Annotated in this window: 20 protein-coding genes; 11 read left to right on the top strand and 9 right to left on the bottom strand. The window is 65.1% G+C overall.

The genetic code is table 11. From position 1 onward, the window contains the following. Window positions 1-11 precede the first annotated feature (11 nt). A complete protein-coding gene (pabB, locus tag AC0KXH_RS08360) occupies window positions 12-1,364 on the top strand; it encodes an aminodeoxychorismate synthase component I (RefSeq protein ID WP_488224479.1) in 1,353 nt (450 codons plus the stop codon). A 51-nt stretch (window positions 1,365-1,415) separates the two neighbouring features. Here pabB and thrH read toward each other — a convergent pair whose 3' ends face one another. Next, window positions 1,416-2,033, bottom strand: a complete 618-nt coding sequence (gene thrH, locus AC0KXH_RS08355) for a bifunctional phosphoserine phosphatase/homoserine phosphotransferase ThrH (RefSeq protein WP_041105406.1) — start codon at window positions 2,031-2,033, stop codon at window positions 1,416-1,418. Window positions 2,034-2,220: 187 nt separating this feature from the next. On the opposite strand from thrH, the gene AC0KXH_RS08350 reads away from it, so the two are divergent. Further along, window positions 2,221-2,958 (top strand): phosphoadenylyl-sulfate reductase, encoded by a 738-nt coding sequence (locus tag AC0KXH_RS08350; RefSeq protein WP_200628368.1) that lies wholly within the window; start codon window positions 2,221-2,223, stop codon window positions 2,956-2,958. Window positions 2,959-2,962: 4 nt separating this feature from the next. Here the strand turns inward: AC0KXH_RS08350 and cysB are convergent, their stop codons facing one another. Both cysB and AC0KXH_RS08340 read right to left on the bottom strand, forming a co-directional pair. Continuing rightward, complete coding sequence (gene cysB, locus AC0KXH_RS08345; protein ID WP_165563564.1) at window positions 2,963-3,937, bottom strand: HTH-type transcriptional regulator CysB; 975 nt, start codon at window positions 3,935-3,937, stop codon at window positions 2,963-2,965. Between the two features lie 138 nt (window positions 3,938-4,075). Then, on the bottom strand, window positions 4,076-5,032 hold the full coding sequence (locus AC0KXH_RS08340; protein WP_488224478.1) for a putative 2-dehydropantoate 2-reductase: 957 nt from the start codon (window positions 5,030-5,032) through the stop codon (window positions 4,076-4,078). Between the two features lie 251 nt (window positions 5,033-5,283). Here AC0KXH_RS08340 and AC0KXH_RS08335 point away from each other — a divergent pair, with 251 nt between their 5' ends. Further along, window positions 5,284-6,366, top strand: coding sequence for a 3-deoxy-7-phosphoheptulonate synthase (locus AC0KXH_RS08335; protein ID WP_041105401.1), 1,083 nt, complete (start codon window positions 5,284-5,286; stop codon window positions 6,364-6,366). Window positions 6,367-6,399: 33 nt separating this feature from the next. Here AC0KXH_RS08335 and AC0KXH_RS08330 read toward each other — a convergent pair whose 3' ends face one another. Then, on the bottom strand, window positions 6,400-6,690 hold the full coding sequence (locus AC0KXH_RS08330; protein ID WP_061339305.1) for a GNAT family N-acetyltransferase: 291 nt from the start codon (window positions 6,688-6,690) through the stop codon (window positions 6,400-6,402). Window positions 6,691-7,062: 372 nt separating this feature from the next. Here AC0KXH_RS08330 and AC0KXH_RS08325 point away from each other — a divergent pair, with 372 nt between their 5' ends. Then, on the top strand, window positions 7,063-7,317 hold the full coding sequence (locus tag AC0KXH_RS08325; protein WP_003294452.1) for an Lpp/OprI family alanine-zipper lipoprotein: 255 nt from the start codon (window positions 7,063-7,065) through the stop codon (window positions 7,315-7,317). Between the two features lie 91 nt (window positions 7,318-7,408). Here the strand turns inward: AC0KXH_RS08325 and AC0KXH_RS08320 are convergent, their stop codons facing one another. The 3 genes from AC0KXH_RS08320 to AC0KXH_RS08310 form a co-directional block, all read right to left on the bottom strand. Next, window positions 7,409-8,374, bottom strand: coding sequence for a L,D-transpeptidase family protein (locus tag AC0KXH_RS08320; RefSeq protein WP_313303618.1), 966 nt, complete (start codon window positions 8,372-8,374; stop codon window positions 7,409-7,411). Between the two features lie 64 nt (window positions 8,375-8,438). Beyond that, window positions 8,439-8,720: a hypothetical protein gene (locus AC0KXH_RS08315; protein ID WP_041105394.1), complete on the bottom strand. Its 282-nt coding sequence runs from the start codon at window positions 8,718-8,720 to the stop codon at window positions 8,439-8,441. Between the two features lie 80 nt (window positions 8,721-8,800). Then, window positions 8,801-9,406 (bottom strand): arylesterase, encoded by a 606-nt coding sequence (locus AC0KXH_RS08310; RefSeq protein WP_043219796.1) that lies wholly within the window; start codon window positions 9,404-9,406, stop codon window positions 8,801-8,803. Between the two features lie 11 nt (window positions 9,407-9,417). Between AC0KXH_RS08310 and AC0KXH_RS08305 the strand changes: the two genes are divergently transcribed. From AC0KXH_RS08305 to AC0KXH_RS08285, 5 genes are all read left to right on the top strand, one after another. Further along, window positions 9,418-10,104, top strand: a complete 687-nt coding sequence (locus AC0KXH_RS08305) for an ABC transporter ATP-binding protein (protein WP_061341265.1) — start codon at window positions 9,418-9,420, stop codon at window positions 10,102-10,104. Next, window positions 10,101-12,602 (top strand): ABC transporter permease, encoded by a 2,502-nt coding sequence (locus AC0KXH_RS08300; RefSeq protein WP_488224477.1) that lies wholly within the window; start codon window positions 10,101-10,103, stop codon window positions 12,600-12,602. Before AC0KXH_RS08305 ends, AC0KXH_RS08300 begins: the two co-directional genes overlap by 4 nt. Before the next feature lie 49 nt (window positions 12,603-12,651). Beyond that, on the top strand, window positions 12,652-13,149 hold the full coding sequence (gene greB, locus AC0KXH_RS08295) for a transcription elongation factor GreB (protein ID WP_200628365.1): 498 nt from the start codon (window positions 12,652-12,654) through the stop codon (window positions 13,147-13,149). Between the two features lie 290 nt (window positions 13,150-13,439). Continuing rightward, complete coding sequence (locus tag AC0KXH_RS08290; protein WP_041105386.1) at window positions 13,440-14,378, top strand: triacylglycerol lipase; 939 nt, start codon at window positions 13,440-13,442, stop codon at window positions 14,376-14,378. Window positions 14,379-14,577: 199 nt separating this feature from the next. Then, window positions 14,578-15,447 (top strand): lipase secretion chaperone, encoded by an 870-nt coding sequence (locus AC0KXH_RS08285; protein ID WP_488224476.1) that lies wholly within the window; start codon window positions 14,578-14,580, stop codon window positions 15,445-15,447. Window positions 15,448-15,452: 5 nt separating this feature from the next. Here AC0KXH_RS08285 and AC0KXH_RS08280 read toward each other — a convergent pair whose 3' ends face one another. Further along, a complete protein-coding gene (locus AC0KXH_RS08280) occupies window positions 15,453-16,868 on the bottom strand; it encodes an MltF family protein (RefSeq protein ID WP_043219786.1) in 1,416 nt (471 codons plus the stop codon). Window positions 16,869-17,016: 148 nt separating this feature from the next. Here AC0KXH_RS08280 and AC0KXH_RS08275 point away from each other — a divergent pair, with 148 nt between their 5' ends. Both AC0KXH_RS08275 and AC0KXH_RS08270 read left to right on the top strand, forming a co-directional pair. After that, window positions 17,017-17,826: a TatD family hydrolase gene (locus tag AC0KXH_RS08275; RefSeq protein ID WP_488224475.1), complete on the top strand. Its 810-nt coding sequence runs from the start codon at window positions 17,017-17,019 to the stop codon at window positions 17,824-17,826. Window positions 17,827-17,931: 105 nt separating this feature from the next. After that, window positions 17,932-19,404, top strand: a complete 1,473-nt coding sequence (locus tag AC0KXH_RS08270; protein ID WP_488224474.1) for a methyl-accepting chemotaxis protein — start codon at window positions 17,932-17,934, stop codon at window positions 19,402-19,404. Window positions 19,405-19,410: 6 nt separating this feature from the next. Here the strand turns inward: AC0KXH_RS08270 and AC0KXH_RS08265 are convergent, their stop codons facing one another. Next, window positions 19,411-20,208: an acyl-CoA thioesterase gene (locus AC0KXH_RS08265; protein WP_488224473.1), complete on the bottom strand. Its 798-nt coding sequence runs from the start codon at window positions 20,206-20,208 to the stop codon at window positions 19,411-19,413. Window positions 20,209-20,211 lie beyond the last annotated feature (3 nt).

Raw genomic sequence — 20,211 nt, 5'->3', positions numbered from 1 at the left:
CCAAACTCAGCATGAATCTCTGCACCCTCGACCCCCTGCCCTACCAGCCCGACCCGGCGGCCTACTTCGAGCGAGTCCGCGAAGCGCCGGGAGCGATCTTGCTGGACTCGGGCCGGCCGGTCGCACAGCGCGGGCGCTACGACCTGATCAGCGCCTGGCCGCTGGAGACGCTCAGCCCACTCCCCGACGAAAATGCAGCAGCCTTCTTCGTGCGCCTTCGCCTCGCGCTGGCGCGCCTCGGCCCGGCGCAATTGCCCGCAGGCGTCGAGTTGCCCTTCGCCGGGGGGCTGATCGGCCTGCTGGCATACGATTTCGGCAGGCGCGTCGAGGTGTTGCCCGCCCAGGCGGTCGATGACCTCGGTGCGCGCGACGCCCAGCTGGGCCTGTATAGCTGGGCGGTTACCACCGATCATGCAACCCAGCGCTCTTATCTGGTCTGCCACCCGCGCCTGGCGGCGGACGAGCGTCGGCGATTGCTGGCACTGTTTTGCGACAAGGCGAATACGCCAGACGCAGCAGCATCCTTCGAGCTGAGCGAGCCCTTCCGCGCCGACATTACGGCCGAGCGATACCGCGCGGCGATCGAGCGCATCCAGCAGTACATCCGCGACGGCGACTGCTATCAGGTCAACTTCGCCCAGCGCTTCCAGGCGTCTTATCACGGCCAGCCCTGGCAGGCTTACAGAGCGCTACGTCAGGCGTGCCCAACGCCCTTCGCCGGGTTTCTCTCGTTCGAACAGGGTGCTATCGCCAGCCTGTCGCCGGAGCGTTTCCTGAGCGTTGTCGATGGTCAGGTGGAAACCCGGCCGATCAAGGGCACACGTCGGCGCATGCCCGAACCCGGTGCGGACGCCGCTGCCGCTGCCGAACTCCTGGCGGCCGACAAGGATCGCGCCGAAAACCTGATGATCGTGGACCTGCTGCGCAATGACCTTGGGCGCAGCTGCCGCACCGGCAGCGTTCGGGTGCCGGAGCTGTTCGCCTTGGAAAGCTACCCGAACGTCCACCACCTGGTCAGTGCAGTGCGCGGCGAACTGGCCGCCGGCAAGGACGCACTCGACCTGCTCGCGGGCAGCTTTCCGGGCGGCTCGATCACCGGGGCGCCGAAAATCCGCGCCATGCAGATCATTGACGAGCTCGAACCCACTCGCCGCTCGATCTACTGCGGCTCGCTCCTGTATCTGGACGTCCGCGGCCGGATGGACAGTTCGATCGCCATCCGCACCTTGCTGTTCAGCAAGCAACGTGTCTATTGCTCGGGTGGCGGCGGCATCGTTGCCGACTCCAACTGGCAGGCCGAGTATCAGGAATCGCTGGACAAGGTAAACATTCTGCTGCGGACGCTGGAAGCGGCCGGCCGCTGACGGCAAACGAAAACGGCGCCACCTGGGCGCCGTTCCTGCCGCTCTGTTCGCTTAGAGCGCCAGCTTGCGGTTCGAGGCCTTGAGGAATTCCTGCTTGAGGTCCTCGTAGGTGTGCACCGCCGGGAACTGCGGAAATTCACGGATCACGTTGTCCGGCGCATGGAACAGGATGCCGGCATGCGCCTCGGCAAGCATTGTGGTGTCGTTGTACGAGTCGCCCGCTGCGATGACGCGGTAATACAGGCTCTTCAGGGCGATGACGGACTGGCGCTTGGGATCCTTCTGGCGCAGCTGGTAATCGACGACCCGGTCGCTCTCATCGGTGATCAACCGATGGCACAGCAGCGTCGGAAAGCCGAGCTGACGCATCAGCGGCTGGGAAAATTCATAGAAGGTGTCGGACAGGATCACGACCTGGAAGCGCTCGCGCAGCCAGTCGACGAACTCTACCGCCCCTTCCAGCGGCTTCAGGGTACCGATGACCTGCTGGATGTCCGACAGCTTCAGACCGTGCTCGTCCAGAATGCGCAGGCGCTGCTTCATCAGCACGTCGTAGTCGGGAATGTCACGCGTGGTCGCCCGGAGCGACTCGATTCCGGTGGCCTCGGCAAAGGCAATCCAGATCTCCGGAACCAGTACGCCTTCCAGGTCGAGACAGGCTATTTCCACGGGCCACTCCTCATGCAGAAAATGAAAGGCGGCACTCTAACGGCACCGCCGCAGCGAAGCAACGCGACGCTTATACCCAAACAGCGGGGTTTGAAACGCCAATCGTTATTTAGAAGCATATTCGCGCTTTGCTACCATCCCTCGCCCGAGAGCGCCCAAGCGCCAACAAGCCGAGGAAAGCCGTGAGATGAACCACCAACCGATCGATGTAGCCGCATTGGCTGAGCGTTACGCTAGCAAGTCGCCACAGGAAATCCTCAAGCTCGCCTTCGATCTGTTCGGCGACGATCTCTGGATATCCTTCAGCGGTGCCGAAGACATCGTACTGGTGGACATGGCCTGGAAGCTGAACAAAAACGTTCGGGTCTTCAGCCTCGACACCGGCCGCCTGCACAGCGAGACCTATCGGTTCATCGAACAGGTGCGCGACCACTATGGCATTGCCATCGACATCCGCACGCCCGATCCGCAATTGCTCGAGCCAATGGTCCGGGAAAAAGGCCTGTTCAGCTTCTATCGCGACGGCCATGGCGAATGCTGTGGCATCCGCAAGATCGAGCCGCTACGCCGCAAGCTCTCGGAAGTCCGCGCCTGGGCGACCGGCCAGCGCCGCGACCAGAGCCCCGGCACCCGCAGCCAGGTGCCGGTACTCGAGGTCGACGGCGCCTTCTCGACGGCCGAGCACCCGCTCTACAAGTTCAATCCGCTGGCGCAGATGAGCAGCGAGGAAGTCTGGGGTTATATCCGCATGCTGGAGGTCCCCTACAACAGCCTCCACGAGCGGGGTTTCATCAGCATCGGCTGCGAGCCCTGCACCCGGCCGGTGCTGCCCAACCAGCACGAACGCGAAGGCCGCTGGTGGTGGGAAGAAGCGACCCACAAGGAATGCGGCCTGCACGCCGGCAATCTGATCGCCAAGACCTGAGCGATCAGTAGGTGGGCAACTCGACGTGTTCGAACAGGGCGTCGAGATCAGCCTTGTTCCGACACTGAATGGCCTGCTCGACGACCTTGCGATCCAGGTGCGGCGCGAACTGCTGGATGAAGTCGCACATGAAGCCGCGCAGGAAGGTGCCGCGTCGAAAGCCGATCTTGGTGACGCTCGACTCGAACAGCTCGCTGGCATCGAGCACCACCAGGTCGGCATCCTGCTGCGCATCGACCGCCATTCGCGCCACGATGCCCACGCCAAGGCCCAGGCGAACGTAGGTCTTGATCACGTCCGCATCCGCCGCGGTGAACACCACTTTTGGCGCCAGGCCGCCATGGCTGAACGCCTCATCCAGTTTCGAGCGTCCGGTGAAGCCGAACACATAGGTCACGATCGGATGCTCGGCCAACGCCTCCAACGTGAGTTTGTCGAGCTTGGCCAGCGGATGCCCCTGCGGGACGATTACGCAACGGTTCCAGCGATAGCACGGCATCATCACCAGATCTCCGAACAGCTCCAGCCCTTCGGTGGCAATGGCGAAATCGACGGTGCCGTCGGCCGCCATTTCGGCGATTTGCGTGGGCGTACCCTGATGCATGTGCAACGCCACGTCCGGGTACTGCTTGATGAACGCGCTGATCACGCGCGGCAGCGCGTAACGCGCCTGCGTGTGCGTCGTCGCGATACTCAACGTGCCCTTCTTTTCGTTGGAGAATTCCTGGGCGATCTGCTTGATGCTCTCGCACTTGCGCAGGATCTCGCCAGCCGTGGTGATGATGCGCTCGCCGGCCGGCGTCACGCGTGTCAGGTGCTTGCCGCTACGCGCGAACACCTCGACGCCGAGTTCGTCCTCCAGCAGGCGGATCTGCTTGCTGATACCCGGCTGCGAGGTGAACAGGCTCTGTGCGGTTGCCGAGACGTTGAGGTCATGGTGCGCCACTTCCCAGATGTAACGCAGTTGCTGCAGCTTCATAGATAACCCTCAGAGGCAAAGGCACCGCTACCTAGCGGCCATGCTTATAACCAGAGGAATGATACAAGCGAGAGCATAGACCGTCCTCTGGTGTTTTTCCCGGCCCCGGCGGTCGCTCGCAGGGTAGCGCCGCTGCATTCAGCCGGGCGGCTGGGCGGCTGCATCCAGGAAACACAGGGCCCGGTAAAGCACTTCGGTTCGCGGCATCGCATAACCGGCCTGCGCAGCCTGCACCAACGGCACGGCATAAATGGCCTCGAGCTCCATCGGCCGATGCGCCCGATGATCGTGATACATGCTCGGCAGGTAGTCAGGCATCGCAGCGGTCCCTTGCAGCATCTTTTCCGTGATTGCCGGCGGCAATGTGTAGCCGCACGCCTGTGCAGCTCCCTCGACCTCCTGCATGACCAGCCGGACGAGTTCACGGCTGTCGTCGTTGCGCAGCAGGGTACGCGTGTCGGCATCGAGCAAGACCGATAGGCCATTGAAGGCTGCGTTCCAGATCAGCTTCATCCAGCGTGCCTGCGCCAGGCTCGGCATGCCTGTCGAGTCGATTCCAGCCGCCCTGAACAACGCAACACCTTCGTCGACGATCCGCTGGCGTTGTTCGGCGTCCGCTGGCCCGGTGTGATAGCCGAGATTGACCGCGCCCAGGGCCTGATGCACGACGACGCCGGGCTCGGCGCGGTGGGCGCAGATCGCGCAGAGCCCACCGAGCAGGTGCATGTCGTCACGCAACAGGGGGCGCAGGGCGTCTTCGACACCAAGCCCGTTTTGCAGCAAGACCACCTTGGCACCCGGCGCCGCTGCCTGCACGATTGCCGGCGCAAGAGCGGCATTCGAGGTCGTCTTGGCGGCTACGAACAACCAATCGCACGGCGGCATGTCCGCAGCCTGGCGGTAGGCCTGTACCGAATCCAGCTGTAGCGCTCCATGAACCTGGCTCTCGACCCGCAGCCCCCGGGCGGTGACCGCCGCATACTCGCTGCGCAGCAGGAAATGCACGTCCTGCCCGGCCCTTGCCAACATCAGCCCGTAGAACCCGCCGATGGCGCCGGTGCCGATGATTCCAATGCGCGAATGCCCTGATGCCATGCTTTGCCGCTCCTGTTGTCGTGATCCGTCCCGCCGAGGTCACGACACGATAACAGCGCGATCGGCAGGACGCACAATCGCACCGGATCGCCCACCCGATACCTTGGTAGGAACGCAGCGAAACCGGCCATCAATCTCGTTGTCGATGCCGCCCAATAGCGCTAAGGTGCGTGTCCCGCTGCGCTCCATCGCTCTGCATTGCTGCACCGGGATTGCCAGCGCAGAGCACCTGTGACCCGGACGAGTAATACATGGCTGAGCTACCAATCGACGATCTCAACGTTTCCTCCAACGAAACCCTGATCACCCCTGAACAGCTGAAGCGCGAGCTGCCGCTGACCGACGCAGCTGCCAAGACCGTGGCACACGGGCGCCAGGTGGTGCGTGACATCCTCGATGGCAAGGACCACCGCCTGTTCCTCGTCGTGGGTCCGTGCTCCATCCACGACCTGAAAGCTGCACACGAATACGCTGAACGTCTGAAAGCGCTCGCCGAGCAGGTTTCCGACAGCCTGTTCCTGGTCATGCGTGTCTACTTCGAGAAACCGCGGACGACGGTCGGCTGGAAGGGGCTGATCAACGACCCCTACATGGATGACTCCTTCAAGATTCAGGATGGCCTGCACATCGGCCGCAAGCTGCTGCTGGATCTCGCCGAGATGGGCTTGCCCACCGCGACCGAAGCGCTGGACCCGATCTCCCCGCAGTATCTGCAGGACCTCATCAGCTGGTCGGCCATCGGCGCACGCACCACCGAATCCCAGACCCATCGGGAGATGGCCTCCGGCCTGTCCTCGGCAGTCGGTTTCAAGAACGGGACCGATGGCAGCCTCACGGTGGCCATCAATGCCCTGCAGTCGGTCTCCAGCCCGCATCGTTTCCTGGGCATCAACCAATCTGGCGGCGTCTCCATCGTCACCACCAAGGGCAACAGCTACGGTCACGTGGTGCTGCGCGGCGGCAACGGCAAGCCCAATTACGACTCGGTCAGCGTCGCGGTTTGCGAGCAGGAACTGAAGAAGGCGGGGATCCCGCTGAACGTGATGATCGACTGCAGCCACGCCAACTCCAACAAGGATCCGGCACTGCAGCCGCTGGTGATGGACAACGTCGCCAACCAGATCCTCGAGGGCAACCAGTCGATCGTTGGCCTGATGGTCGAAAGCCATCTGGGCTGGGGCAACCAGCCGATCCCCAAGGATCTGTCGCAACTGAAGTACGGCGTCTCGGTCACCGACGCCTGCATCGACTGGGATACTACCGAGAAGGCTGTACGCTCGATGCACGGCAAGTTGAAGTCGGTGCTACCGCAGCGGCAACGCAATCGCACCTGATACGACCAGAACGCCGGGCTAGCCCGGCGTTCTTCATTCTGCGCCCTCGCCTGCGCTGCTCCGCCCCTGGCGCTCCATGTACCACTCCACGTACGAGCAGGACGGGATAACGCTGTAGCCTTCCTCCTCGGCAAAATCGAGCGCCCGTTGCGCCAAGGCAGCGGCAATCCCCCTTCCGCGTAGCGCGTCCGGCACGAAAGTCCGATAGATATCCAGCGTCTGTTTGCCGAGATCGACGTAGGCGAGATAAGCCATGTGCCCGTCGATCACCGTCTCGAAGCGATGTCCGTCGCGGTCGTGGCGAATGGTTAATGCATCGGTCATCTGAACTCCTAGGCAGGATCAGCCTGATTTTTCTTATTGTTGCATGCCGGTTCAGGGCCAACCTTGATATGGACGGCCTGTTGAAACGGTCAGCCTTTCTTTCTACCCGGTTCGAACGTTCGCGGCCACCCCGAACCGCCTGCTCGCGGCGTCGAATGCTTCGCATCGTACAAAAGACGATGTTGTTACAGACCGCAAAGTGGCTACTTTTTATCCTGACGATGGTCGAAGCAATGGATGACCGTTCGTCAGCAAATTTTTTGCTGCCGGAACGGTCCGCTCCGTTTACTTAACCAAAGTTATAGGTAGTATGTGCGCGCAAACTTTCCATAACGGAAGTTGCTTATGGATTCCATATTTAAGGGGAACACGATGAACAACGTTCTGAAATTCTCTGCTCTGGCTCTGGCCGCAGTTCTGGCTACCGGTTGCAGCAACAGCATGACCAAAGAAAGCGAAGCTCGCCTGACCGCGACCGAAGACGCTGCCGCTCGCGCCCAGGCTCGCGCTGACGAAGCGTACAGCAAGGCTGACGAAGCCCTGGCCGCTGCTCAGAAGGCTCAGCAGACCGCTGACGAAGCCAACGAGCGCGCTCTGCGCATGCTGGAACGCGCCAGCCGCAAGTAATTGCAGCTGAAGCAAAAAAGCCGACCCCAGGGTCGGCTTTTTTATGCCTGAATTTCGGGGGCCTTGTCGGTCACAGCCCCAGCCCTTCCGTTTAGAACACCGGGGCTTCTTCGGAACTCGCCACCGTGGTGTGTTGCTCGGCGATCTGGATCGGCAAGCCGTCCTCACCGGCGACCACATCGCGCACCACTTCCCAGTCCAGATTGAGCTTGCCAGCCGCTTCGTCACGCTTGAGCAGGGTATTGATGACGATCGCGTGCTTGTCCATCACCGTCATGCCCTTCTCTTCGCTTTCCAGCGGGGCGTGCGCCTCGAGGTAGACCTTGCCGTCGCTGACGCCGAACTTGTACGGCTCATCGATGATCCGCACCGGCGTGCCGACGCCGACCATCCGCGAAAGCTCCAGCACGTTATGGTTCAGCATGCGGAAGCAGCCGTGGCTCACGCGCATGCCGATACCAAATTTCTTGTTCGATCCGTGAATGAGATAGCCGGACATGGCCAGGTTCATCTTGAACGGCCCCAGCGGATTGTTCGGGCCAGGCGGCACGACGGTCGGCAGCGGGTCACCCTCGGCTGCATGTTCCTCACGAATCGACTTGGGCGGATACCACGCCGGGTTCGGCGTCATGGCGGTAATCCGCGTGCTGCCCACCGGCGAACCCCAGCCTTCACGGCCGATACCCAGCGGATAGGTATGCACCACCGACTTGCCCGGCGGGTAGTAATACAGCCGGAACTCGGCGAGGTTGATGACCACGCCCTCGCGCGGGCCGGGCGGCAGAATGAAGCGGGTCGGCAGGATCACATCGGTGCCCTCGCCTGGCAGCCAGGGGTCGACCCCCGGGTTCGCCGCGACCAGCTCCGAATAACCGAGGTCATAGGTCTCGCCCAGTGCCGCAAAGGTGTCTTCGTACTTGGCCTTGATCACCTGGATCTCGCCGACGACATCCTCACCTTCCGGTGGCAGCGGCAATTCCAGCGCAGCGCTGTGGCCGGCCAGCAGCATCGTAGCAAGTGACAGACAGGAGGCGACCCGGGACGCGCGCGAGAACATTCAGAAGACCCTTGGCATGAACGACGAAATGGTTGGATTGTACTTGAACGGCCGCCCGGATGAGCTACCACGCATGCCCTGCAGACGGAAGGCCTTTGCGCCGTGCCTCGAGCAATGCGCGGCAGGACGCACAGAGCCGGCGATCCTTCAGCACCTCGCGCTGCAGGTCCTGCCAGCGTGGCTGGGCCGGCAAAAGACCGCCACAGAGCGTTCGGTCGGCATGGCCATCGAGTTCGAGCTGCCGCAGGGCCAGATGCAGGCGATTCTCGCGGCAGGCGAACAGGTCGAACTGCTCGTCCGGCACGATGAGTCGGTAGGCGTAGAGGGTCCTGGCTGAGCGCGACATCGAAGGCTCCAATCGAGGGCGCGACAGTAGCCGTGCGGAGGCCGCAAAGCAAGCGCTAGCGCGGTCTGTAGCGATACCCGCTATAGCAGCGGTTCGAGCGCCGGCCAGACATTTTGCAGCAGCCGGGCCTGTGCCCGTGCGGCCGGGTGAATGCCATCGGGTTGCATCATCGAAGCGACGCCGCCGACGCCCTCGAGAAAGAACGGCACAAGTGCGACCTGCTTGTCCTGCGCCACCTGCGAAAACACTTCGGCGAACGCTTCGGTATATCGACGGCCATAGTTGGGCGGCAATTGCATGCCGAGCAGCAGTACCTCGGCGCCGGCCTGGCGGGATTTGTCGACCATGCGGGCAAGATTCTGTTGCAATTGCGCCGGGGCCTGTCCACGCAACCCATCGTTGCCGCCGAGCTCGATGATCACCACCTGCGGACGGTGCTCGGCGAGCAGCGAATCGAGCCTGGAAAGCCCGCCAGCGCTGGTGTCGCCGCTGACCGAGGCATTGACCACCGCGTGCTCCTTGCCGGTTTCGGCGAGGCGCTCGCGCAGCAGCTGCACCCAGCCTTGCTCGGTTTCCAGGCCAAAAGCGGCGCTGATACTATCGCCCACCACCAGTACCGTGCCGGCCAGGGCATTCTGAGCCCACAGCACCAGCGCCAGCACGCCACCCTTGAGCCACATTCGCATCGGATCTCCCCATGAGCGGCAGCATTCTCATCGCCCGGCACCTTAGCAAAGTGGTATCCAGCGCGGAAGGCGAGCTGCGGATCCTCGACGACCTGTCGCTGGAGCTGGCAAGCGGCGACAGCCTGGCCATCGTCGGCGCGTCCGGCTCGGGCAAGTCGACACTGCTCGGTCTGCTGGCTGGCCTGGATTTGCCCAGTGCCGGCGAAGTGCTGCTGGCTGGCCATGCGCTCGAACGCCTCGACGAAGATGAGCGCGCCCGCGTACGCGGTGCCCATGTCGGCTTCGTCTTTCAGTCGTTCCAGTTACTCGAGAGCCTGACCGCCGAAGAAAACGTGATGCTCGCCCTCGAGCTCAAAGGGGCACAGCATGCGCGCAGGCAGGCGATCGAACTGCTCGAGCGGGTCGGCCTCGGCCTGCGTCTGCACCACTATCCGCGTCAGCTGTCGGGCGGCGAACAACAACGCGTCGCGCTCGCGCGCGCCTTCGCCGCGCAACCTGAGCTGCTGTTCGCAGACGAGCCGACCGGCAATCTCGACAGCCAGACCGGCGCGCACATCATCGAACTGATGTTCGAGCTCAACCGCGAGCGCGGCACTACCCTGGTCCTGGTTACGCACGAAGAGCGTTTGGCACTCCGGTGCCGGCGGGTCTTGCGCCTGGAGGGTGGTCGCGAGGTTCGCGACGAGGTGGCGCAATGAACGCGGTTCCGGGCCGGCGCATCCTGCAGCTGGCGTGGCGACAGCTGCTGCGCGACGCGCGGGCCGGCGAACTGCGGGTACTGTTCTTCGCATTGCTCATCGCCGTCGCCGCCAGCACCGCGATCGGCTACTTCAGTGCCCGCCTGAACGACGCCATGCTGCTTCGCGCCAGCGAATTTCTCGGCGCCGATCTGGTGCTGCGCGGCAGTGCGCCGGCCCAGCCGCAGCAGGTCGAAAGCGGCCTTGCGCTTGGCCTCGCGCATGCCCGCACGGTGGAGTTTGCCAGCGTCATCGCCACCGATGAGCAGATTCAACTGGCCAGTATCAAGGCCGCCGACGACGCTTATCCCCTGCGCGGCGAGTTACGCAGCGCCGCCGCACCGTTCCAGCCAGAGCAGGTCGGCGGCGGGCCGCGGCCGGGTGAAGCCTGGGCCGAGGCACGCCTGCTTACTGCGCTCGGCCTGCAAATCGGCGACCACATCGAAGTCGGCGATCGGTCCTTGCGACTTGCCCGTGTCCTGACCTACGAGCCCGATCGGGTCGGAGACTTCTACAGCCTCACCCCGCGCGTGCTGATGCACCTCGACGACCTGGCGGCCACGGGCGTGGTGCAGCCCGGCAGCCGGGTCAGCTACCGCGACCTCTGGCGCGGCGACGCCGCCGCCCTGCAGCGCTATCAGGACGCCATCAAGCCGGGTCTGCAGCCGAATCAGCGAATCGAGACCGCCGACGACAGCAATCGCCAGATTGGCGGCGCGCTGGGTCGGGCCGAGCGCTACCTGAACCTTGCCAGCCTCGCCGCCATCGTCCTCGCCGGCGTGGCAGTGGCGCTGTCAGCGGCGCGCTTTGCCAGCCGGCGTTACGACGCCAGTGCCCTGCTCCGTTGCCTGGGCCTCAGCCGACGCGAAGCTTTGGCGCTCTATGGCGCCCAGCTCGGCATGCTCGGCCTGCTCGCCAGCGCAGCTGGCGCACTGCTGGGTGTCATCGCACAGGCCGGCCTGTTCTATCTGCTGCGTGACCTGCTGGCTCAGGAAATCCCCGCCGCGACGCCGTGGCCGGCGCTCGCCGGCGTCGCTACCGGGCTGGTCGCGCTGGCGGGTTTCGCACTGCCGCCGCTGGCTTCGCTCGGGCGTGTGCCGCCGCTGCGCGTCCTACGCCGCGACATACTGCCAATACCGCCCAGCACCTGGCTGGTCTACGGCACTGCGGTGGCCGCTCTGGGGCTGATCATGTGGCGGCTCAGCCTGGATCTTCGCCTCACGCTATCCCTGCTTGGCGGCGGGCTGCTCGCCACGGCCTTTCTCGGCGGGCTGCTGCTCCTCGCGCTGCGCGGGCTGCGTCGCCTGCTCGCCAACAGCTCGCTGGTCTGGCGCCTCGGCCTAGGCCAACTGATGCGCAATCCGCTGGCGGCAGCGGGCCAGGCGCTGGCCTTCGGCCTGATTCTGCTGGCGATGGCGCTGATCGCCCTGTTGCGTGGCGAGCTGCTCGACGCCTGGCAGCAGCAGCTACCTGCGGATGCACCCAACCACTTCGTGCTCAACGTATTGCCTGCCGACAAGGACGCGTTCGCCACCCGGATCGATGCTCTCGCGGAACATGCTGCTCCGCTCTACCCCGTCGTCCCGGGCCGGTTGGTGGCGATCAACGGCGAGCCGGTGCGTGAACTGGTCAGCAAGGATTCGCAGGGGGAACGTGCGGTACGCCGCGACCTCAGCCTGACCTGGTCGGCCGATCTGCCGAACGACAATCGGCTGGTTGCCGGCCACTGGTGGCAGCCGGATGCAACCTCGCTGCCAGGCGTCTCGGTCGAAGCCGAGCTGGCCGAAAGCCTCGGGCTGACGATCGGCGACCGCCTCAGCTTCACCGTCGGCGGCATCAGTCGTGACGCCGAGGTGACCAGCCTGCGCGAAGTCAACTGGGACAGTTTCCAGCCGAACTTCTACATGATCTTCGCGCCCGGCACCCTGAAGGACCTGCCGACCACCTACATGACGAGCTTCTACCTGCCGGCGGGCCACGACCGTGATCTGGTAGAACTGGCGCGGAACTTCCCCTCCATCACGCTGCTGCAGGTCGATGCCCTGCTCGCGCAACTGCGCAGCATCCTGACGCAGGTCTCCCTGGCGGTCGAATACGTGCTCGTCTTCGTGCTCGCCGCCGGGCTGGCGGTACTCTTCGCGGGCTTGCAGAGTACGCTCGATGAACGGGTTCACCAGGGGGCGCTGCTACGCGCGATGGGCGCCGAGCGTGCCGTGCTTGTCAAGGCGCGCCGCGCGGAGTTCGGCCTGCTTGGCGCGGTCAGTGGCGTGCTCGCGGCGCTCGGCTGCGAGCTGGTCAGCGCCCTGCTCTACCGATTCGCCTTCGACATCCCCTGGCAACCGCATCCCTGGCTGCTGGTGCTGCCCATCATCGGCGCCCTGTTGATCGGCGGTGCCGGCCTGTTCGGTACCCGCCGCGCACTGAACGTCAGCCCATTGCGGGTATTGCGCGAGAACTGACGAGCCGCTCGGCACTACAATCGGCCGCCTTCTCTATCAGGAACATGTTATGAGCCGCTATCGCCCACCTCGTGCCGCCGGCACTCCCCTGATCACGCCCGAAGGCGAGGCACGCCTGCGTGCAGAGCTGCACGAGCTTTGGCATGTCCGGCGTCCGCAGGTCACCCAGGCGGTCAGCGAGGCGGCAGCGCAGGGGGATCGCTCCGAAAACGCCGAGTACACCTACGGCAAGAAAATGCTGCGCGAAATCGACAGCCGTGTGCGCTTTCTGACCAAGCGCCTGGAGAAGCTGAAAGTGGTCGGCGAGCGCCCGAGCGATCCGAGCCGGGTGTACTTCGGTGCCTGGGTCACGCTTGAGGACGAAGACGGCCAGCAGGCCCGCTATCGCATCGTCGGCCCCGATGAGCTCGACCTGAAGCAAGGGCTGATCAGCATCGATTCGCCGCTCGCGCGGGCGTTGGTTGGCAAGGCACTCGATGCCGAGGTGCAGGTGCAGACGCCCACCGGCCCCAGGCTCTGGTACGTCATCAGCATCGACTACCTGTGACCAGCCCATCAATTTACGACCAAACAGTCACAAATTGCAGCCATCATCGCCGAATGGTATCGATGGAACACTGCGCAAGCCACCTTCGTAGCAAGCGGTAACAGCCCGCGAACACATCGAATAAAGGCGTACTGCCAGCATCACAGGAGCGCAACGCTCTGGGCCGTGCGCTCTGCAGGCGCAACGCCAATCTGGCACAAAACGTGCGCTTGCGATCGCGCAGTACGCGCCTGGCGCGGTGAACGGCAAGGGAATGCCCTCGACCCTTCACCTTTTCGATGAGTGCGTCCATGAAGAACAAGAACAGACTGCTTGCCCTGTCGCTGTGCGCGACGTGCGTGGCCGGCCTGAGCGAAGCCCAGACCGCCGCGGCCGCTGGCTACACCGAGACCCGCTACCCCATCGTGCTGACCCACGGCATGCTCGGCTTCGACAGCCTGCTGGGCGTCGACTACTGGTACGGCATTCCCCGCGCCCTGCGGCGTGACGGTGCCGAGGTCTATGTCACGGAAGTCAGCCAGCTGAACACCTCGGAGCTGCGCGGCGAAGAACTGCTCGAGCAGGTCGAGGAAATCGTCGCACTCAGCGGCAAGCCCAAAGTCAACCTGATCGGCCACAGTCACGGCGGCCCGACCATTCGCTATGTCGCAGCGGTACGGCCCGACCTGGTGGCTTCGGTGACCAGCGTCGGCGCACCGCACAAGGGTTCGGCTGTCGCCGACATGATCCGTCAGGTACCCGAAGGCTCGGCAGGCGAAGCCTTCCTCGCAGGCCTCACGAACGCCATGGGCGCACTGATCAACTTTCTTTCCGGCAGCAACAGCAGCGCTCCGCAGAATGCACTCGGCTCGCTCGAATCGCTCAACAGCGAGGGCGCTGCGCGCTTCAACGCGAAGTATCCCCAGGGCATCCCGACCAGCGCCTGCGGCGAAGGGGCCTACGTGGTCAAGGGTGTGCGCTACTACTCCTGGAGCGGGACGAGCCCGCTGACCAACCCGCTGGATGTCAGCGACGCAATGATGGGCGCGGGCTCGCTCGCGTTCGACGAAGCCAACGACGGCCTGGTCGGACGCTGCAGCTCGCATCTGGGTATGGTGATCCGCGACAACTACCGGATGAACCACCTGGACGAGGTCAACCAGGTGCTCGGCCTGACCAGCCTCTTCGAAACAGACCCAGTGAGCGTCTATCGCCAGCACGCCAACCGCCTGAGGAACGCAGGCCTTTGACCCAGGGAGCCGGGCCCGGCCCGGCGCCCCTCTGGTAGAGCAGAACCATGAAACGAATCCTTGTTGTCGGCATCCTGGCGGCGCTGGCCGCCGTTCCGCTGTTCTGGTTAACACCACCGCCCCCTGCCCCGTCGCCCGCTCCCCAGGAGCAGGCGGCCGCCTCGCCCGTCGTTCTCGACGCCCACGGAGCCACCAAGTCTTGCCCGCAGCTGCCGTGAAGCGGGCCGCCGCGCCGGCCGCGCTGCCGCTGTCCTTTCGCGGCACCCGCATCGACGGTGAGCTGCCAGTCGATGCCTCGGGAAACCTGGTGGTCACCGAGGGCGTGCGACGCTTGTTCGATTACTTTCTCAGCACCCTCGGCGAAGAGCCCCTGAGCAGCAGCGTACTGCGCTTGCGTACTTACCTCGAACAGCAGCTTCCGCCCGCCGCAGCGGCACAGGCAGGCGCCCTGCTGACCCGCTACCTGGACTACAAGCGCCAGCTGCTCGACCTGGAGCGGGGCTTTCCGCGTGCGGACGATATCGACGCTTTGCAGCGTCGCCTCCAGGCGGTGCAGGCGCTACGGGCCCGCCTGTTTTCGCCCCAGACGCACCAGGCGTTTTTCGCCGTGGACGAACAGTACGATCGCTACGGTCTCGAACGCCTGGCGATCCGCCTGAATCCGGCGCTCACTGCGCAGCAGAAAGGCCAGGCCCTCGACCGGCTGCACGCATCCCTGCCCGACGAGCTGAAGGACGCCATCGTTCCTGGGCTGCAGCAGGCGCTACGCGAGCAGAGCGCCAGGTTGCAGGCCTCAGGCGGGACACCGCAGGCACTGCGTCAGCTGCGCCAGCAATTGGTCGGCAATGCCGCCACGCAGCGTCTGGAAGCCCTGGATGCAAGCCGTGACCAGTGGCGGCAGCGGCTCGCGGCCTACCGCGTCGAGAAGCGCAGGATCGAAGCGAGCCGTGGCCTCAGCGAGCAGGACAAGACACGCGCCGTGGCGCAGCTGGCCGCCGAACGCTTCGACGAGACCGAGCGCCTGCGGCTCGACGCCGCCGAGCGACTGGCGGCCGCGCGCGAGGGCTGAACCACTCAGTTGGCGGCGCTGCGCGAGTCGACCTCGAGCAAATAGCGTTCACGGTTGTAGGCGAGGTAGTACTTGTTGACGCTGTTGACGTAGGCCACCACGCCCATGCCAACGGTTTCCATGGCGACGCGCTCGACCTGGAAGAACCACTGATTCGGGTCGAGCCCGCGCCGCCGTGCCTCGGCCCGCATGCTCTGCACCCGCTGCGGCCCGAGGTTGTAGGCCGCCAGCGTGAACGCCATGCGCTCGCGCTCGTTGAGACGCGGGCTGGCGAAATACTGGCGGCGAATGCTGGCCAGGTACTTGGCGCTGGCATAGACGTTGTTATCGAGCTTATGGATGTCGGCCACGCCCAGGTTGCGTGCCGTGGCCTGGGTCACCTGCATGAGGCCGGTCGCGCCGCCACTGCCCTTGGCCGCCGGATTGAGCGTGGATTCCTTGAAGGCGACGGCGGCGAGATTCAGCCAATCCAGCTCCATCTTCGCCGCGTAGCGCTGCAAGGTCGGGCGAACCTTCTCGAGCCGCTGGCGGCCGACCCGATCGAGCGGATACTGAACCTTGTACAGACGGCGGTAGACGCGCTCGAACGCCGCGTCCTGGTTTTCCGGCGGGCGGTAGTCCTTGAGAAAGCGGTCGATGCTGGCACGCAACATGCTCGCCTCCTTGCGTACGAACCAGTGCATGTCGGCCTGGTTGCCGAGCCTGACACGGTCGTCGATCCGCAGCCGCGGCATCACCTTCGCCCATCGTTCGGCAATGGTTCGCTCCACCGCCGTCACCGGGTAGATGCCTGCCTGGACCATCTCCAGAACATCCTCGACCGCCAGCGTCGGATCGACCCACTCGACGACGATAGGCGCCAACCCTCGCGCCAGCAGCCGCTCGTTGAGCTCGTTCACCGCCCTTCCGGCAGCACTACCCGGCGGCAGCGCCAGGCTGCGCCCCGACAGTTGCTCGAGACGCTGATACTGCGGCCCACCCTTGCGCCCCACCAACACCATGTCGACATCACGCACCACCGGCCGGCTGCGGCTCAGTCCACGGCTATTGCGCGTATCGATCAGCTCGCCGGGTGCGACCAGATCGCCCTCGCCGCGCTGCAGCGCAGCAAGCAGCTGGTCCTTCGCCTTGGGAATCAACTTCAGCGTGATACCCTGGCCCTCGCCCCGCCCCCGGTCGAGAAACTGCTCGAAGGCACGCAAGCGCGCATATTCGACACCGATCGCCTCGCCCTTGATTTCGCCCGAGCTGTTGCGACTCTGGTTGATCAGCACCCGCAGCACGCCGCTGCGGCGAATGTCGGCCAGGTCGCGCACCGAGCTCGCGCCCGCATGCCAGGGATCGGGCCCCACCACCCGTGCGGCTGCCGACCCGGTCACGAGCATCAGCAGGCAGAACAGGAGCGACGCAAGGCGTGACATGGCGTGGCGATGACCTCTTCGGCGCAGGACAGCCAATCCCCGCCGGCAAAAAATGATGCGCAGCCTCTCACAGCCGGATGGCCCATGCCAATTCGGCGGACGGATGAAACCAGTCGGCGGCCATTGCCGCCGCGATCGAGGAACACAAATGGAGCTGATCGACATTGGCGTCAACCTCACCCACCCTTCGTTCAGCCATGATCCGGCCGGCGTGGTCGAGCGCGCCGCGACAGCCGGCGTCCGCCAGCTGGTACTGACCGGCACCAGCTTGGCGGAGAGCGAGGCGGCGCTTGCGCTGTGCAGGGCGCTCGACGACAGCGGCCGGCAGCTGTTCTGCACCGCCGGCGTGCACCCGCACGACGCCAGCCAGTGGAGCGCTACGACCGCCGATGCGCTGCAAGCGCTGTATCAGGAGGACCGGGTACGAGCCGTTGGCGAATGCGGCCTGGACTTCAACCGCGATTTCTCCCCCCGGGAGCAACAGGAACGGGCGCTCGAAGCACAGCTGCAGCTGGCCGCCGAGACGGGCCTGCCGGTGTTTCTCCATGAGCGCGATGCCAGTCAGCGGCTGGCCGAGATCCTGCGGCCCTATCGCGACCACCTGGGCGCAGCCGTGGTGCACTGCTTTACCGGCGAGCGCCACGCCCTGTTCGATTATCTCGACCTCGATCTTCACATCGGCATCACCGGCTGGATCTGCGACGAACGCCGCGGCAGCCATCTGCATGCGCTGGTGCGTGAGATCCCGCGGGGGCGTCTCATGCTCGAAACCGACGCCCCCTACCTGCTGCCGCGCACGCTGCGGCCGAAGCCGAAGTCAGGGCACAACGAGCCGGCCTATCTGACCGAGGTGCTGCGCGAGGTCGCCCGCCATCGCGGCGAAAGCGAGGCCGATCTGGCCACGCATACCAGCGCTTGCGCGCGGGCCTTCTTCGCCCTGCCCGCTCCCGATCGGTGAGCGACGAGGAATGACTCAAGGTCCGGCACGACCGGCCGCTAAAGCGACAACGAACCGCGACGCCGTTCGCATTCACGCATAGGCCTGAACAGAAGAAGAAACTGCATGCTCGTCTGGATTCGCGACCTGTCGCTGAAGTACAAATTCTGGGCACTGAACATGGTGTCGTTCGTCATCACCCTGTTGCTGGTGCTGTTCGCCATTCAGCTGGAACAGAGCAGTCGGGCGACCACTGCACAGGCTGAAGCGGCATCCCGCGCCGCCTTGCTCGCCAGCTGGCCGGCAGAGGCCGCACTGCCCAGCCTGCCGGGGCTGCGGGTATTCGCTCCAGGCGAGCCGATCCGCCTCGATACCGGCTCGCTACCGGCCACGCCCGGCTGGCACGCCCTCGACCATGAGCGCCTGCTCGGCGATCAGCCGGTCATCGGGGTGCACCTCGTCGCACGCGGCGATGGCAGCCACATCGCAGTGCCGGTGGCAGTGCCCAGCGTCAGCCAGGTGCTCGCCGAGCACTTCTTCAGCTATGCCGTCGCGGTCGCCGTGCTGATGCTCGGCCTGCTGGCCGCCTCGCAACTCCTGATCCGTTTCCTGCTCAGCCACCTGAACACGCTCAAAGACGTGATGCTGCATGTCGAGCGCAGCGGCGACCTCGCGGCGCGCGTACCACTCGACAGCCGCGACGAAGTGGGTCAGATGGCCGGCGCTTTCAACGCCATGCAGAACGGCTATCAACGGATCGTCGGTACCGTCGCCCAGGCCGCGGCGCGGCTCGATGAAGGCGCCTCGCGCCTGGCGGCCAGCATGAGCGACGTTCGTCAGGGCATGCTCGGGCAGCAGAGCGAAACCGACCAGGCGGCCACCGCGATCAACGAAATGAGCGCAACGGTCTACAACATTGCCGAACATGCCGGCGCCACCCGCGACGAATCGCAGAATGCCGATCAGCTGGCCAGTGCCGGCCATCAAGTGGTGGCTCGCGTCGAGCAGTCCATTTCCAGCCTGTCGACCGGCGTGCAGCAAACGGCCGAAACCATCGAGCAGCTCGCCAGCGACAGCCAGCGGATCAATGGCGTGGTGAGCGTGATTCACGGCATTGCCGAGCAGACAAACCTGCTCGCCCTGAACGCGGCAATCGAGGCGGCGCGCGCCGGCGAGATGGGGCGCGGCTTTGCCGTCGTTGCCGATGAGGTGCGCAGCCTGGCCAAGCGTGTGCAGGACTCCACGAACGAGATCACCGACATGATCGGCAATCTGCAGGGGATGACCCGCGACGCCGTGGAATTCATGCGCGAGAGCCAGCTCAAGGCCGATGACTGTGTACGCGAGGCGCGCGAGGCCGCGCAGGCGCTCGAGGCGATCACCTCGGCCGTGGCCCAGATGCGTGACAGCAACGTGCAGATCGCCGTGGCGGCCGAGCAGCAGAGCCAGGTCGCCGAAGAGCTGAATCGCTCGGTGACCGGCATCCGGGATGTCACCGAGCAGACGGTGCAGCAGACCGTAGCGTCGGCCAGCACCAGCGCGGAACTGGCCGCGCTCTCCGGCGAGCTCAGCCGGGCGATCGGCCAGTTACGGCTCTGAGCCTCTTCAGCCGAACACCGTAACCGTCTGCCGACTGAGGGCGATCAGCTCGCCGGCCGGCGTCCACAGCGCGGCGGCGCAGTGCCCGTAGCCGTCCCGCGCGTGTTCGATCAGCGCGCGGTACTGGCACCAGTCGTGGCTGTCGAGCAGTGGTAGCGGCTGGACGAACTCGATGGTCCAGGTCAGCGACGAGGCCGGCGCGAAGCTCTTCAGATGCGGCAATAGCGCGGGCGGCCAGGCGTCGACCAGCGCCAGCAGATGCGCCTCGTACATCGCTTCACCGGTCGACTCGCCACGCTGACGCACCCAGCCGCCCATTTCGCGCGAGGGGTTGCCGCTGAACGGCAGCCCGCCAAGGCCCCAGCGCATCTCCAGATGCTGGGTAAACGCCGGCACCACGCCCGGGATATAGGGCAACGCCTGGCAGGCCTCGAGTGGCGGCATGGCCGGCGCCGGCTCGGCCGCCACCTCGATCGCGGAGCTGCGCGGAGCGCCAAAGCTGCCCTGCACCAGCGTCACCACCTGGCCGTTCTGCACGGCCTTGCCGAGCATCTGGCTGACCGCCTTGCCTTCACGCAGCACCTGGGCTTCGAGGCTAACGGGTTCATCGACCGCCAGCGGCCCGACAAAGGTGATTGCAAGTGAGCGCAGCGGTCGCCCTTCCGGCACCTGGGCGCGCATCACCTCGTAAACCAGCGCTGCGGCCAGCCCGCCGAAACCGGCGCGGCCCTGGCCCCAACTGGCTGGTACGGTCACGGCCTGCGGGTTGTCACGCACGGCCTGGAGCATTTCGCGAAGGGTCATTGC

The sequence above is a fragment of the Stutzerimonas sp. CXK-1 genome (assembly GCF_057738225.1).
Note: the sequence above shows the minus strand (reverse complement) of the source record. Positions and strands in the feature narration are given on the sequence as shown.